Here is a 12804-nt window from a genome sequence, read left to right as displayed (position 1 = left end):
GGTGACATGTGGAGCTGACGAATACTAATAGATCGAGGACTTAACCATATAATATGAAGCAAGTGTTATCTAGTTTTGAAGGAATATGCCTTCATAGTTTGGTGATGATGGCAGAGAGGTCACACCCGTTCCCATACCGAACACGGAAGTTAAGCTCTTTAGCGCCGATGGTAGTTGGGGCCTTGCCCCTGTGAGAGTAGGACGTCGCCAAGCAACTTTAAGACGAGTCATTTTGACTCGTCTTTTTTGTCTTTGGAAAGATTATAAAGAACAAACACATTGCCCAAATAAGATTCATATCATATATATATAACGAAACGATGTATATCTTTTTGAAAAGTGTCAAGGAATAGAAATATGAAATACTTGAATTCAAAGAGAGGGGAGGAAATGTCCTAACTCATTTTTATTTAGAGAAGAATGAGATGGATAAAGCTATGAAATCAAAAGATGAAGTCTGTATTGTATGTGAAAATAAAAGAGATAATGGTATACATGTACGCACTAGTTTTATATGTGGTGATTGTGAACGGGATATGGTGAGAACAGATACAAATGATCCTAAATATATATACTATTTACAACAATTGCGAAAGATCGAAATATCATATTCATGAATAGGCGCATGCCTATTATTTTTTTTGCCCGAATATCTGTATAATAGATAGAGAATGAAAAGTAAGGAAGAGATAAACATGAATCAAAGTCGAATGCCATTATATGAGGCATTAATCCAGTTTAAAAATAAGAAACCTTTATCTTTACATGTTCCAGGGCATAAGAATGGCTTAGATTTTCCAAAGGAGGCCCGAACTGGTTTTAGTGACATACTTTCTATCGATGTAACAGAATTGACAGGGCTAGATGATCTGCATAGTCCATTTGAGTGTATAGATGAAGCACAGCGACTGTTAGCTGAAGTATATGGCGTCCAAAAAAGTTACTTTTTAGTTAATGGCTCTACTGTCGGGAACTTGGCAATGATCTTATCCTGCTGCGGAGAGCATGATATCGTACTTGTACAAAGAAATTGTCATAAATCTGTTATCAATGGTTTGAAATTAGCTGGAGTTCATCCAGTCTTTTTAGAACCTTGGGTGGATGAAGTATATGGTGTACCGGTTGGAGTTCAGCATGTGGTTATTAAGAAGGCGATTGAACAATATCCAAGTGCTAAGGCACTAGTCTTAACACATCCCAATTACTACGGTATGGGAGTAAATTTAAAGGAAAGTATTGCTTACGCACATACGCATAAAATTCCTGTTTTAGTGGATGAAGCACATGGTGCACATTTTTGCCTAGGAGAGCCGTTTCCAAAGTCTGCACTGGCATATGGTGCGGATATTGTTGTACATTCAGCACATAAAACATTACCCGCTATGACCATGGGATCGTATTTACATATAAATAGTCATTTAATAAATGAAGAAAAGGTTTCTTCCTATTTAAATATGTTACAATCTAGCAGCCCATCTTATCCAATTATGGCATCACTTGATGTAGCTCGTTTTGCATTAGCAAATAGGAAAGAAGAGGGATGTCATAAAATTATAGAATTTATGCAGCGATTTAGGGCGGGGTTGCAGTCTATTCCCCAACTTGCTGTTTTACAGTATCCCTTGCAGGATGAACTGAAGGTTACAGTACAAACACGCTGCCAGCTATCTGGATACGAATTACAGTCCATATTTGAAAAAGTAGGTATATATACAGAAATGGCAGATCCATATAATGTTTTGTTTATTTTACCATTACAAGTAAACGATCAGTATATGGAGGTGGTGCAGTCAATACGACTAGCATTACAGAACTATAAGGTGAAAGACAAGACATCATCTATTCGGTATACTTACAATGGGGGAATTTCTCCTTTACAATTTACGTATAAACAATTAGAAGGGTATGCGAAAAGAGTGGTACCCATGCAAGAGGCTGTTGGTATGATCTCGGCCGGTATGGTTATTCCATATCCACCAGGAATTCCATTGATCATGTATGGGGAGGAAATTACGGAAGAGCATGCTAAACAAATTTCTTATTTAGAAGAAACTGGAGCGCGTTTTCAAGGAAATACAACATCTATAGATGTATATGGTATAGAGAGAAAGTAGGTTTTAGGATGAAGGGATTATTTGTAACAATTGAGGGACCAGAAGGTTCAGGTAAATCAACATTAATTACCAAGTTATTACCGTACTTTGAAAAGAAAGCAAAAAAGGTAATTGCGACAAGAGAACCAGGTGGTATTGCAATTTCAGAAGAGATTCGAACTATTTTACATAAACAAGAATATACGATGATGGAAGCACGTACGGAAGCACTATTATATGCCGCGGCGCGTAGGCAGCATTTAGTAGAAAAGGTTATGCCAGCATTGAAGGAGAATTATCTTGTATTATGTGATCGCTTTATTGATAGTTCTCTTGCTTACCAAGGTTATGCAAGAGGTTTAGGGATTAACAAAGTATTTGAAATTAATCGCTTTGCAACAGAAGATTGTATGCCTGGTTTAACAATTTATTTAGATATTGAGCCAGAAGTAGGTTTAGCACGTATTGAAAAAGATGCTGGTAGGGAAGTAAATCGTTTAGACATGGAAAGTATCACATTCCATAAGCGCGTACGTGAGGGATATTTACAAGTTGTAGAAAGATTCTCAGACCGTATTGCTGTTGTGAATGCTGACCAGCCAATGGAAAAGATTGTAGAAGAAGCCATTCAGCTTATAGAAGGTAAATTATTATAATAGAAGGCAAGTATAAGACAAGTGAGGTATGCATTATGACGAAGACGTGGGAGCAGCTTTCCGCTATACAGCCCATTGGTGTAAAGATGTTGATGAATAGTATTGCAAAAGAGCGTATATCCCATGCTTATTTGTTAGAAGGGGGAAAAGGAACAGGAAAATTCGCAACGGCAATTCAAATGGCCAAAAGCTTTCTTTGCTTACAAAGAAATGGTGTAGAGCCTTGCCATTCATGTACGAATTGCCGCCGAATTGATTCGGGTAATCATCCTAATTTACATATTGTAAAACCGGATGGATTATCTATTAAAAAACAACAAATTCATGATTTACAAGAAGAGTTTTCAAAAACAGGCTTAGAAGCAAATAAGAAGGTATACATTATTGAGCATGCAGACCGTATGACGGCAAATGCTGCCAATACCTTATTGAAATTTTTAGAAGAACCAAATAGTGATACAACAGCTATTTTGCTTACTGAACAAAGTCATCAAATTTTAAATACTATTTTATCTCGTTGCCAGGTTGTTACATTTAGACCACTTCCTACTGAATCTTTAATTAGGAGATTGCAGAGTGAAGGTATTACAGTTTCTTTATCTACTCTTGCTGCACAAATTACGAATAGTTTTGAGGAAGCATTATTACTGTGCAATGATGAATGGTTTGCACAAGCACGAACTTTAGTGATAAAATTATGTGAAGCGCTCGAAAAAGATACGGCCTCTCTTTTTTTTGTACAAGAAAAATGGGGGAAACACTTTGGAGAGAAAGAACAATTACAGCAAGGTTTAGATATGTTACTCCTTATTTATAAGGATTTATTATATGTTCAATTAGGAGAGGAAGATCGTCTTGTTTTCCAGGAGCAAAAGGAGATGTTCCAATCTTTCTCCTATGCTCAGAAGCGCATTGTATCAGCTCTTTTTAATATATTAGAGGCAAAAAATAGAATCAACGCTAATGTAAATGCGCAGCTTGTGTTCGAACAGTTAGTGTTGCGGTTGCAGGAGGGATGACCGTTTTGTATGATGTAGTAGGTGTTCGCTTTAAGAAGGCCGGAAAGGTATATTACTTTGATCCTAATCAATTTGATATCTCAGAAAATGAGTTTGTGATCGTGGAAACGGTAAGAGGTATTGAATATGGAAAAGTGGTTATTACAAAAAAACAAGTTGATGAAAACGATGTTGTATTACCGCTAAAGAAGGTTATTCGAATTGCAAATGAAAATGATCGAACCATTGTTGAAGAGAACAAGCATGCTGCAAAAGAGGCATATCAAGTTTGTCAACAAAAGGTGGGGGAACACAATCTGGATATGAAACTTGTAGACGTAGAATATACGTTTGATCGTAATAAGATTATTTTTTATTTTACAGCAGATGGTCGGATTGATTTCCGCGAGCTGGTCAAAGACTTAGCAGCAATTTTTCGGACACGAATTGAGCTAAGACAAATTGGTGTTCGCGATGAAGCAAAAATGCTTGGTGGTATTGGTCCATGTGGTCGTATGCTTTGTTGTTCTACATTTTTAGGGGATTTTGAACCTGTATCCATTAAAATGGCCAAGGATCAAAACTTATCATTAAATCCTGCAAAAATTTCTGGTTTGTGTGGCCGCTTAATGTGTTGCTTAAAATATGAGAATGACGAATATGAGGCGGCAAAAGAGCAACTTCCTGATTTAGATCAACGTATACAAACACCACATGGTCTTGGACGTGTCATCGGATTAAATATTTTAGAAAGATTAATTCAAGTGGAACTAGTAGACAAGGAACGGATAGTAGAATATACGTTAGATGAATTAATTAATGAAGGGGTCGTTTCGAGTCAAACCACAGATTAATGAGGTGGGTGCTTGTGGAGAAAAAGGATATTTTTGCAGCGGTTTCCAGCATGGAAGAGCAAATTGGGCATTTATATAAACAGTTGGGAGAATTAAAGCAACATCTTGCAGAATTACTGGAAGAAAACCAACATATTAAAATGGAAAATGAAAATTTGCGACGTCGTTTTGAAGAAGTGCAGAATAAGGAAAAACAAAAAACTCAAAAACGCAAAGAAATGAAACCAAAAACAGATATTGGCGAAGGATATGATAATTTAGCACGCTTATATCAAGAAGGTTTCCATATCTGTAATTTACATTATGGAAGTGTACGTAAAGAGGGAGATTGTTTATTCTGTCTGTCATTTTTAAATAAAAAATGAAATTACCTTTCCAATATATTTGGAAAGGTAATTTTTTATACATGAGAGAACAAATCGTGTTTTTACGTTAATAGAGAATCAAATAGGGTAGGTTAAGTGTAAGAAAGGAAATAGCATATGAATTTATATGAAGATGAGCGTTTAGATTATTTACTAGCAGAAGAAATGAAAATTATTCAAAGTCCATCTGTGTTTAATTTTTCTTTAGACGCAGTTTTACTCGCAAATTTTGTTTGGGTTCCGATTCAAAGAGGCAATCTACTTGATTTATGTACAGGAAATGCAGTTATTCCGCTTTTATTAAGTACAAGAACAAAAGGTACGATCACAGGTGTAGAAATTCAAGAGCGTCTATATGATATGGGGGTTAGAAGCGTTAGGTATAATAATCTGGAAGGACGAATTCATTTAATTCACGGAGATTTAAAGGATATGCCAGAAAAGCTGGGGCGCCATCAATACGATGTTGTAACATGTAATCCACCTTATTTTCAAACACCAAAAGCATCTGAGAAAAATATGAATGAACATTTAGCTATAGCACGTCATGAAATTATGTGTACATTGGAAGATGTCGTATACGCTAGTAGTCAATTGGTGAAGCAAGGTGGTAAAGTGGCATTTGTTCATCGTCCAGGTCGTTTGCTTGATATTATAACGTTAATGAGAAAATATAAAATTGAACCAAAACGTGTACAATTTGTATATCCAAAATCTGGTAAAGAGGCAAATACACTGTTAATTGAAGGAATTAAGGATGGAAATGCAGATTTAAAAATTTTACCACCTCTTTTTGTATATGAGGAAAATAATGAGTATACAAAGGAGCTTCGTTCGATTTTGTATGGAGAAGAATAAACATTATTTTTATGTTGTGGAATGTTCAGATGGAAGTTACTATGCCGGATATACCAATCATATAGAGAAACGAATTCAAACCCATAACAATGGCAAGGGAGCTAAGTATACACGTGCTAGGCTCCCGGTTGTTTTGAAATACTTGGAGGTTCATGAAGATAAACGAACAGCTATGCAAGCTGAATATCATTTTAAGCAGTTAAAACGAAGAGAAAAAGAAGAATACATGCAAAAAGGAGAACGTTATGTGGCAGCAAAAAAGCTTTCAACAAAATGAAAAGGGAGTACTATACTTAGTTCCGACTCCAATTGGTAATTTAGAGGATATGACATTCCGTGCTATTCGGATATTGAAAGAGGCGGATGTTATTGCTGCTGAAGATACAAGGCAGACGAAAAAACTTTGTAACTATTTCGAAATTGAAACGCCAGTTATGAGTTATCATGAACATAATAAAGAAGTAAGTGGCCGAAAAATTTTAGATAAGTTAGAGGATGGCAAGACAGTAGCACTTGTGAGTGATGCTGGTATGCCGTGTATTTCTGACCCTGGTTACGATATTGTTGTAGAAGCTGTGGCAGAACAATATCATGTGATTCCGCTTCCAGGAGCAAATGCTGCACTTACAGCGTTAATTGCATCAGGATTAGAAACGAGACATTTCCATTTCTATGGATTTTTGCAGAGGAATAAAAAAGAGCGTAAAGCCGAATTAGAAAAACTTCGTTATATCCCAACTACAATGATGTTTTATGAAGCACCACATCGACTAGATGATACATTAATTTCTATGAAAGAAGTACTTGGGAATAGAGAAATTGTATTGTGCCGAGAGCTAACGAAAAAGTTTGAAGAGTTTATTCGTGGCTCAGTCGAAGAAGCAATTGAATGGACAAAACAAAATGAGGTTCGTGGCGAATTTTGTATTTTAGTAGCTGGATCAACAGAAGAAGCTGCCCCAGAGGAACAATGGTGGGAATCTGTTTCAGTGTATGAGCATATTGAACAATACATAAACGAACAAGGAATGTCTTCAAAAGAGGCCATTAAAGCAGTCGCTAAAGAGCGAGATTTGTCGAAACGGGACGTCTATCAAATCTATCATGTTGATAAAAAATAAGCTTCTCATAATTGAGAAGCTTATTTTGCTGCCTGAATGTATTGTTGAAGCTCGTTTAAGATTTGTTCAGCGCCTTCTTTGCTTAAGATGATTTTACCTTCAGCTAAAGAAAGGTTGCCATCAGATACTTCACCAGTTACTTGGCAAGTCATATTTGGTTTATATTTTTTTAGAATGATTTTTTCGTCATCAACGTAAATTTCAAGAGCATCCTTTTCAGCAATACCTAATGTACGGCGTAATTCAATTGGAATTACTACACGACCTAATTCATCAACTTTACGAACGATACCAGTAGATTTCATATTCGTTATCCTCCTCATATTTTGTAAGTTTTCGAGTCTATATTTTGATTCGTCATTTTTCGACAAAATACCCTATGAACATATGATACCAATCATTTACATTTCCGTCAATTCTTAAATTATATATTTTATAAAAGATTTATAGATTTTTTATCCTTCTTATTTCTTATATATAATAGAATAGGCAAGACTTGTATAAGTATTTTACTTTATTTTCTGACTTTATCAATATTTCAGATAAATTTTTGTATATTTTTTTGGAATATGAGTAATAGATGATAAAGATATCGATTATTAATTCGTTTTTATGCGTCAGTTTTTGATATACTGTTTATAAATACATATGAGGTCATTTGGGAGGTTCAAAACAATGACAGAGGAAAATAAGTCCTTTTATATTACTACTCCAATTTATTACCCAAGCGGAAAGCTCCATATTGGGCATGCTTATACAACGGTAGCGGGAGATGCAATGGCACGCTACAAACGCATGCAAGGGTATGATGTTCATTATTTAACAGGTACTGATGAACATGGACAAAAGATTCAAAAGAAAGCAGAAGAATTACAAGTTACACCGCAAGCATATGTCGATAACATTGTAGCGGGAATTAAAGATTTATGGAAAAAAATGGATATCTCTTATGATGATTTTATTCGTACAACCGAAGATCGTCATAAAGAAGTTGTCGAAAAGATTTTTAAACAACTTGTTGATCAAGGAGATATTTATCTTGATGAATATGAAGGATGGTACTCTGTACAAGATGAAACATTCTATACAGAGCATCAACTTGTTGATCCGATTATGGAAGGTGACAAAGTAGTCGGCGGAAAAAGCCCAGATAGTGGCCACGCTGTTGAACTTGTTCGTGAAGAATCGTATTTCTTTAGAATGGGGAAATATGTAGATCGACTTTTACAGTTCTATGAAGAGAATCCTCATTTCATTCAACCAGAATCCCGTAAAAATGAAATGATCAATAACTTCATTAAACCAGGATTAGAAGATTTAGCAGTTTCTCGTACTTCATTTGACTGGGGAATTCGTGTTCCAGGAAATCCGAAACATGTTATTTACGTATGGGTAGATGCATTATCTAACTATATTACAGCACTAGGATACGGAACATCGAATGAAGAGAAATATAAGAAGTTCTGGCCAGCAGATGTTCATTTAGTTGGAAAAGAAATTGTTCGATTCCATACAATTTATTGGCCGATTATTTTAATGGCATTAGATTTACCACTTCCGAAAAAAGTGTTTGCTCATGGCTGGATCTTAATGAAAGATGGAAAAATGAGTAAATCGAAAGGAAATGTAGTGGATCCTGTTACATTAATTGATCGTTATGGATTAGATGCATTGCGTTATTACTTACTGCGTGAAGTTCCATTTGGATCAGATGGCGTATTTACACCAGAAGGCTTTGTTGAACGTATTAATTTTGATCTTGCTAACGACTTAGGGAATTTATTAAATCGTACAGTAGCGATGATTGATAAGTACTTTAATGGAGAAATACCTGCGTTTAAGGCCAATGTAACAGAATTTGATGAAACATTGGTAGCATTTGCGCAAGATACATTGAACAAAGTAGAAGAAGCAATGGAAAACATGGAGTTTTCAGTAGCATTAAGTTCTATTTGGCAATTGGTTAGCCGTACAAATAAATATATTGATGAAACGCAACCTTGGGTATTGGCGAAAGATGAGAATGATCGTGATAAACTTGCATCCGTAATGGCACATTTAGCAGAAGCGCTTCGCCAAACGGGTATTATGCTTATGCCATTTTTAACGACAACACCAGGTAAAATCTTTGCACAACTTGGCATTACTGATGCAGCACATCAATCTTGGGAAAGTCTTTCTACGATTGGTTGCATTCCAGCTGGTACGAAAGTAGTGAAGGGACAACCAATCTTCCCACGTTTAGAGATGGAAGTAGAGGTTGAATATATTAAAGAACAAATGAAAGGTTCTGCTCCTAAAGTAGAAGAGAAAAAGGAAGAGGAACCAAAAGTAGAAGAAATTACAATTGATGATTTCTTTAAAGTAGAACTGCGTGTAGCAGAAGTAATAGAAGCTGCACCTGTAAAAAAAGCAGATAAATTGTTAAAAATCCAACTTGATTTAGGTACAGAAAAACGCCAAGTTGTTTCTGGAATCGCTAAATTTTACACACCAGAAGAATTAAAAGGGAAAAAGGTTATTTGTGTAACGAATTTAAAACCAGTAAAATTACGCGGTGAATTATCACAAGGCATGATTTTAGCAGGCGAAGAAAACGGTATATTATCGTTGGCGACAATTGATCAAAATTTACCAAATGGTACAAAAATCAAGTAATTATGACAAAGAAAGAGGTGTTTCACGTGTAACATTCGTGGAGCATCTTTTTTCTTGTTAGAAACCTTTCTGAAATTCCCTTTTTTGTATTAAAATTGTGATATTGTTGTCATTACGTTGTTAGGAAAGTGATTTTTTCTATTAATAGAATTTATTTCAAATAAAAGGAGTTATTTGTCATGTTGTTTGATACACATTCACATTTAAATGCAGAGCAATTTGAAGAAGATTTACAGGAAGTCATTGCAAGAATGAAAGAAGCTGGTGTTACATATACAGTTGTTGTCGGTTTTGATGAAGTGACAATAAAGAAAGCAATTGAACTCGCAGAAACGTATGATTTTATTTATGCAGCAGTTGGCTGGCACCCTGTTGATGCAATTGATATGACAGAAGAGCATTTAGTATGGTTAGAGGAGTTAGCTGCTCATCCAAAAGTGGTTGCTCTTGGTGAAATGGGATTGGATTATCATTGGGACAAGTCTCCAAAAGAAATACAGAAAGAAGTATTTCGTAAACAAATTCAGTTAGCTAAGAAAGTAAAATTACCTATTATTATACATAATCGTGATGCAACGCAAGATATTGTAGATATTTTAGAAGAAGAAAATGCGGCTGAAGTAGGAGGGATTATGCATTGCTTTAGTGGCAGTGTGGAAGTAGCGAAGAAATGTATTGATATGAATTTCTTAATCTCATTAGGAGGACCGGTAACGTTCAAAAATGCAAAGAAACCAAAAGAAGTTGCTATGGAAATCCCGATGGAGAAATTACTGATAGAAACAGATTGTCCATACTTAACGCCTCATCCATTTCGTGGTAAGCGAAATGAACCAAGTTATGTCAAACTTGTAGCAGAAGAAATTGCAAACTTAAAAGGAATTTCATATGAAGATGTTGCACAAGTAACAACAGAAAATGCAAAAGCTTTATTTGGTGTTAAATAAGAGAAAAGAATGGTGAGCCCCATTCTTTTCCTTTATTACCTTCTCCTATCGTTATCTTCCGGTGAAAAAAGCTACTAGAAATGGTGGAAGAGAAGTACAAGCTATATGTATCCATTTTGATTTTCCAGCATATAAGTCACTGCTATGAAGAACAAAAAGTGACCGCTACTTATTTTCTCTCTTTGTTTTCACTTGGCATGGGGCAGGAAAAGGATCTGACCGCTTCTATGCATGGCCGGATTCTCCCTCCCACCTAAAAAGAAAGGTTTTATGTCGATTTTTCAATTTTTACTTATATAGTTGAGGAAAAGGGGCATCTTCTTATGGGTCTTGATAAGAAAAGCATGTTAATGGGGCTGAGAGTAAGTAAAAGTGTTGCAATGAAGGTTGTAAGTGCAGATGGATATAATTTCTTGGTCTTAATATGAAATGAATCACTGTTGATTCTTGTGTTATTCCACTTGGTACAAAGGTTTGGATAGAAGGTTATAGAGATGGCTTTGCTGGGGACACAGAATAGATTTGTTAATACCCACTGAGGCACAGGTATACTCGGGGAGAAGAAAACAAGTAAAGAGTAAAGTGTTACAATAAGAATGGTAGGCAGAGGGTTTTTTTCTCCTCTGCTTTTTAAATTGTATGAATGGGAAAATAATAATGGAAAAGTATTCGTTTTTTTGTTTTACTAAGTAGAGACGAAATGAGTGTGGAGGCAGGCATGAAAATTAAAGAGATTATCGTTGTAGAAGGTAAAGATGATACAGTTGCGATTAAGCGTGCTGTTGATGCAGATACAATTGAAACGAACGGTTCAGCAATCGGTGATCATGTTATTGAGCAGGTGAAATTAGCACAGCAAAAACGGGGCGTTATTATTTTGACAGACCCGGATTATCCAGGAGAACGTATTCGGAAAATTATTTCTGAGAAAGTTCCAGGTTGTAAACATGCTTTTTTACCAAAAGAGGAAGCACTTGCTAAAAGGAAAAAAGGCGTCGGCATAGAACATGCTTCTAATGAATCCATTCGCCGTGCTTTAGAAAATGTTCATGAGGAAATGGAAGCTTATATGAGCGAAATTAGTTGGAGCGACTTAGTAGATGCTGGCTTAGTGGGCGGAGAAATGGCAAAAAGCCGCAGGGAAAGAATGGGTAAGCTATTAAAGATTGGTTATACAAATGCAAAGCAGTTACATAAACGTTTACAAGTGTTTCAAATTTCAAAAGAAGCATTTGCGGAAGCTTATAAAAAAGTATTACAGGAGGAAAAGAAATGAAGGATATCGCAACACCGAATCGTACAAAAGATATTGTTGAAAAGTACGGGTTTTCATTCAAAAAAAGTCTAGGACAAAATTTTTTAATTGATACAAATGTATTAAATCGTATTGTAGATTATGCAGAAATCGGATCAGAGAGTGGAGCAATTGAAATTGGTCCTGGTATTGGGGCGTTAACAGAGCAATTAGCAAAACGTGCGAAAAAAGTAGTAGCTTTCGAAATTGATCAGCGATTATTACCAATCTTAGATGAGACATTAGCTCCTTATGGTAATGTAACTGTCATTAATAAAGATGTTTTAAAAGCAGATGTGCATGAAGTATTCAAAGAACAATTTGAAGAAGGACAAGACGTAATGGTAGTAGCTAATTTACCGTACTATGTTACAACACCAATCTTATTTAAATTGCTTGAAGAAAAGTTACCAGTTCGTGGATTTGTTGTTATGATGCAGAAGGAAGTAGGAGATCGTTTAGCCGCTAAACCAGGAACGAAAGATTACGGTTCTTTATCTATTGCAATTCAATATTATACTGAAGTAGAGACAGTTATGACTGTTCCACGTACGGTATTTGTACCACAACCGAATGTAGATTCAGCGGTTATTCGTCTTCTAAAACGTCCAAAGCCGATTGTTGAAGTAAAAGATGAGAAATTCTTCTTTGAGGTAGTACGAGCAAGTTTTGCACAACGTCGTAAGACTTTAATGAACAATTTATCAAATAACCTAAATGGTTTCCCAAAAGATAAAGAGTTATTAGATCGTATTTTAACAGAGGTAGGAATTGATCCGAAAAGACGAGGCGAAACATTATCAATTGAAGAATTTGCAGCATTAAGTAATGCATTAGTTCCTCATAAAGTAAAACTTTAATGAATGAGGATAGCTGATTGCAAATAGCTAGATAAGCAATAAAGGGACAGCTCAATTGAGCTGTCTTTTTTGTCACCCTTTCCACTCTGAACTCATACGT

Annotated in this window: 14 protein-coding genes and 1 rRNA gene; 14 read left to right on the top strand and 1 reads right to left on the bottom strand. The window is 35.6% G+C overall.

Annotation, left to right across the window (positions count from 1 at the left end; all coding sequences use genetic code 11):
• Window positions 1-97: 97 nt before the first annotated feature.
• The 10 genes from rrf to rsmI all read left to right on the top strand — a co-directional run bounded on the left by rrf (window position 98) and on the right by rsmI (window position 6945).
• Window positions 98-213 (top strand): 5S ribosomal RNA (rrf, locus tag ACIQ7L_RS26250).
• A gap of 224 nt (window positions 214-437) precedes the next feature.
• Window positions 438-617: a sigma factor G inhibitor Gin gene (locus ACIQ7L_RS26245; RefSeq protein ID WP_097897769.1), complete on the top strand. Its 180-nt coding sequence runs from the start codon at window positions 438-440 to the stop codon at window positions 615-617.
• Window positions 618-695: 78 nt separating this feature from the next.
• Complete coding sequence (locus ACIQ7L_RS26240; protein ID WP_400572885.1) at window positions 696-2114, top strand: aminotransferase class I/II-fold pyridoxal phosphate-dependent enzyme; 1419 nt, start codon at window positions 696-698, stop codon at window positions 2112-2114.
• Between the two features lie 8 nt (window positions 2115-2122).
• Entirely contained in the window at window positions 2123-2749 is a 627-nt protein-coding gene (gene tmk / locus ACIQ7L_RS26235; RefSeq protein ID WP_097897765.1) for a dTMP kinase, read from the top strand.
• Window positions 2750-2784: 35 nt separating this feature from the next.
• On the top strand, window positions 2785-3768 hold the full coding sequence (gene holB, locus ACIQ7L_RS26230; RefSeq protein ID WP_400572883.1) for a DNA polymerase III subunit delta': 984 nt from the start codon (window positions 2785-2787) through the stop codon (window positions 3766-3768).
• A 5-nt stretch (window positions 3769-3773) separates the two neighbouring features.
• On the top strand, window positions 3774-4601 hold the full coding sequence (locus tag ACIQ7L_RS26225; protein WP_141523165.1) for a PSP1 domain-containing protein: 828 nt from the start codon (window positions 3774-3776) through the stop codon (window positions 4599-4601).
• A 14-nt stretch (window positions 4602-4615) separates the two neighbouring features.
• On the top strand, window positions 4616-4966 hold the full coding sequence (gene yabA, locus ACIQ7L_RS26220; protein WP_000412052.1) for a DNA replication initiation control protein YabA: 351 nt from the start codon (window positions 4616-4618) through the stop codon (window positions 4964-4966).
• A 117-nt stretch (window positions 4967-5083) separates the two neighbouring features.
• Window positions 5084-5824, top strand: a complete 741-nt coding sequence (locus ACIQ7L_RS26215; protein ID WP_400572881.1) for a tRNA1(Val) (adenine(37)-N6)-methyltransferase — start codon at window positions 5084-5086, stop codon at window positions 5822-5824.
• Entirely contained in the window at window positions 5811-6101 is a 291-nt protein-coding gene (locus ACIQ7L_RS26210) for a GIY-YIG nuclease family protein (RefSeq protein WP_335359117.1), read from the top strand. The genes ACIQ7L_RS26215 and ACIQ7L_RS26210 overlap by 14 nt, the downstream gene beginning before the upstream one ends.
• Window positions 6070-6945 (top strand): 16S rRNA (cytidine(1402)-2'-O)-methyltransferase, encoded by an 876-nt coding sequence (rsmI, locus tag ACIQ7L_RS26205; protein WP_097897760.1) that lies wholly within the window; start codon window positions 6070-6072, stop codon window positions 6943-6945. Before ACIQ7L_RS26210 ends, rsmI begins: the two co-directional genes overlap by 32 nt.
• A 20-nt stretch (window positions 6946-6965) precedes the next feature.
• Here the strand turns inward: rsmI and ACIQ7L_RS26200 are convergent, their stop codons facing one another.
• Window positions 6966-7250 carry a transition state genes transcriptional regulator AbrB gene (locus ACIQ7L_RS26200; RefSeq protein WP_097897759.1) on the bottom strand — a complete coding sequence of 95 codons (285 nt, stop codon included), beginning with the start codon at window positions 7248-7250 and terminating at the stop codon, window positions 6966-6968.
• A 370-nt stretch (window positions 7251-7620) separates the two neighbouring features.
• Here ACIQ7L_RS26200 and metG point away from each other — a divergent pair, with 370 nt between their 5' ends.
• The 4 genes from metG (at window position 7621) to rsmA (ending at window position 12704) form a co-directional block, all read left to right on the top strand.
• A complete protein-coding gene (metG, locus tag ACIQ7L_RS26195) occupies window positions 7621-9603 on the top strand; it encodes a methionine--tRNA ligase (protein WP_400572878.1) in 1983 nt (660 codons plus the stop codon).
• 179 nt (window positions 9604-9782) lie between these two features.
• Complete coding sequence (locus ACIQ7L_RS26190; RefSeq protein WP_400572876.1) at window positions 9783-10550, top strand: TatD family hydrolase; 768 nt, start codon at window positions 9783-9785, stop codon at window positions 10548-10550.
• A 718-nt stretch (window positions 10551-11268) separates the two neighbouring features.
• Entirely contained in the window at window positions 11269-11826 is a 558-nt protein-coding gene (rnmV, locus tag ACIQ7L_RS26185; RefSeq protein WP_097897756.1) for a ribonuclease M5, read from the top strand.
• Window positions 11823-12704 carry a 16S rRNA (adenine(1518)-N(6)/adenine(1519)-N(6))-dimethyltransferase RsmA gene (rsmA, locus tag ACIQ7L_RS26180; RefSeq protein WP_097897755.1) on the top strand — a complete coding sequence of 294 codons (882 nt, stop codon included), beginning with the start codon at window positions 11823-11825 and terminating at the stop codon, window positions 12702-12704. Before rnmV ends, rsmA begins: the two co-directional genes overlap by 4 nt.
• Window positions 12705-12804: the final 100 nt, after the last annotated feature.

Source organism: Bacillus sp. NPDC094106 (genome assembly GCF_044764345.1).
In the GTDB taxonomy this organism is placed as follows: domain Bacteria; phylum Bacillota; class Bacilli; order Bacillales; family Bacillaceae_G; genus Bacillus_A.
This window is presented reverse-complemented; position numbering and strand designations above follow the sequence as displayed.

Bases quoted from the DNA above. Each gene is read 5' to 3' on its own strand.
- ACIQ7L_RS26245 (WP_097897769.1), top strand. From the start codon at position 438: ATGAAATCAAAAGATGAAGTCTGTATTGTATGTGAAAATAAAAGAGAT.
- ACIQ7L_RS26240 (WP_400572885.1), top strand. From the start codon at position 696: ATGAATCAAAGTCGAATGCCATTATATGAGGCATTAATCCAGTTTAAA.
- tmk (WP_097897765.1), top strand. From the start codon at position 2,123: ATGAAGGGATTATTTGTAACAATTGAGGGACCAGAAGGTTCAGGTAAA.
- holB (WP_400572883.1), top strand. From the start codon at position 2,785: ATGACGAAGACGTGGGAGCAGCTTTCCGCTATACAGCCCATTGGTGTA.
- ACIQ7L_RS26215 (WP_400572881.1), top strand. From the start codon at position 5,084: ATGAATTTATATGAAGATGAGCGTTTAGATTATTTACTAGCAGAAGAA.
- ACIQ7L_RS26210 (WP_335359117.1), top strand. From the start codon at position 5,811: ATGGAGAAGAATAAACATTATTTTTATGTTGTGGAATGTTCAGATGGA.
- rsmI (WP_097897760.1), top strand. From the start codon at position 6,070: ATGTGGCAGCAAAAAAGCTTTCAACAAAATGAAAAGGGAGTACTATAC.
- ACIQ7L_RS26200 (WP_097897759.1), bottom strand. From the start codon at position 7,250: ATGAAATCTACTGGTATCGTTCGTAAAGTTGATGAATTAGGTCGTGTA.
- metG (WP_400572878.1), top strand. From the start codon at position 7,621: ATGACAGAGGAAAATAAGTCCTTTTATATTACTACTCCAATTTATTAC.
- ACIQ7L_RS26190 (WP_400572876.1), top strand. From the start codon at position 9,783: ATGTTGTTTGATACACATTCACATTTAAATGCAGAGCAATTTGAAGAA.
- rnmV (WP_097897756.1), top strand. From the start codon at position 11,269: ATGAAAATTAAAGAGATTATCGTTGTAGAAGGTAAAGATGATACAGTT.
- rsmA (WP_097897755.1), top strand. From the start codon at position 11,823: ATGAAGGATATCGCAACACCGAATCGTACAAAAGATATTGTTGAAAAG.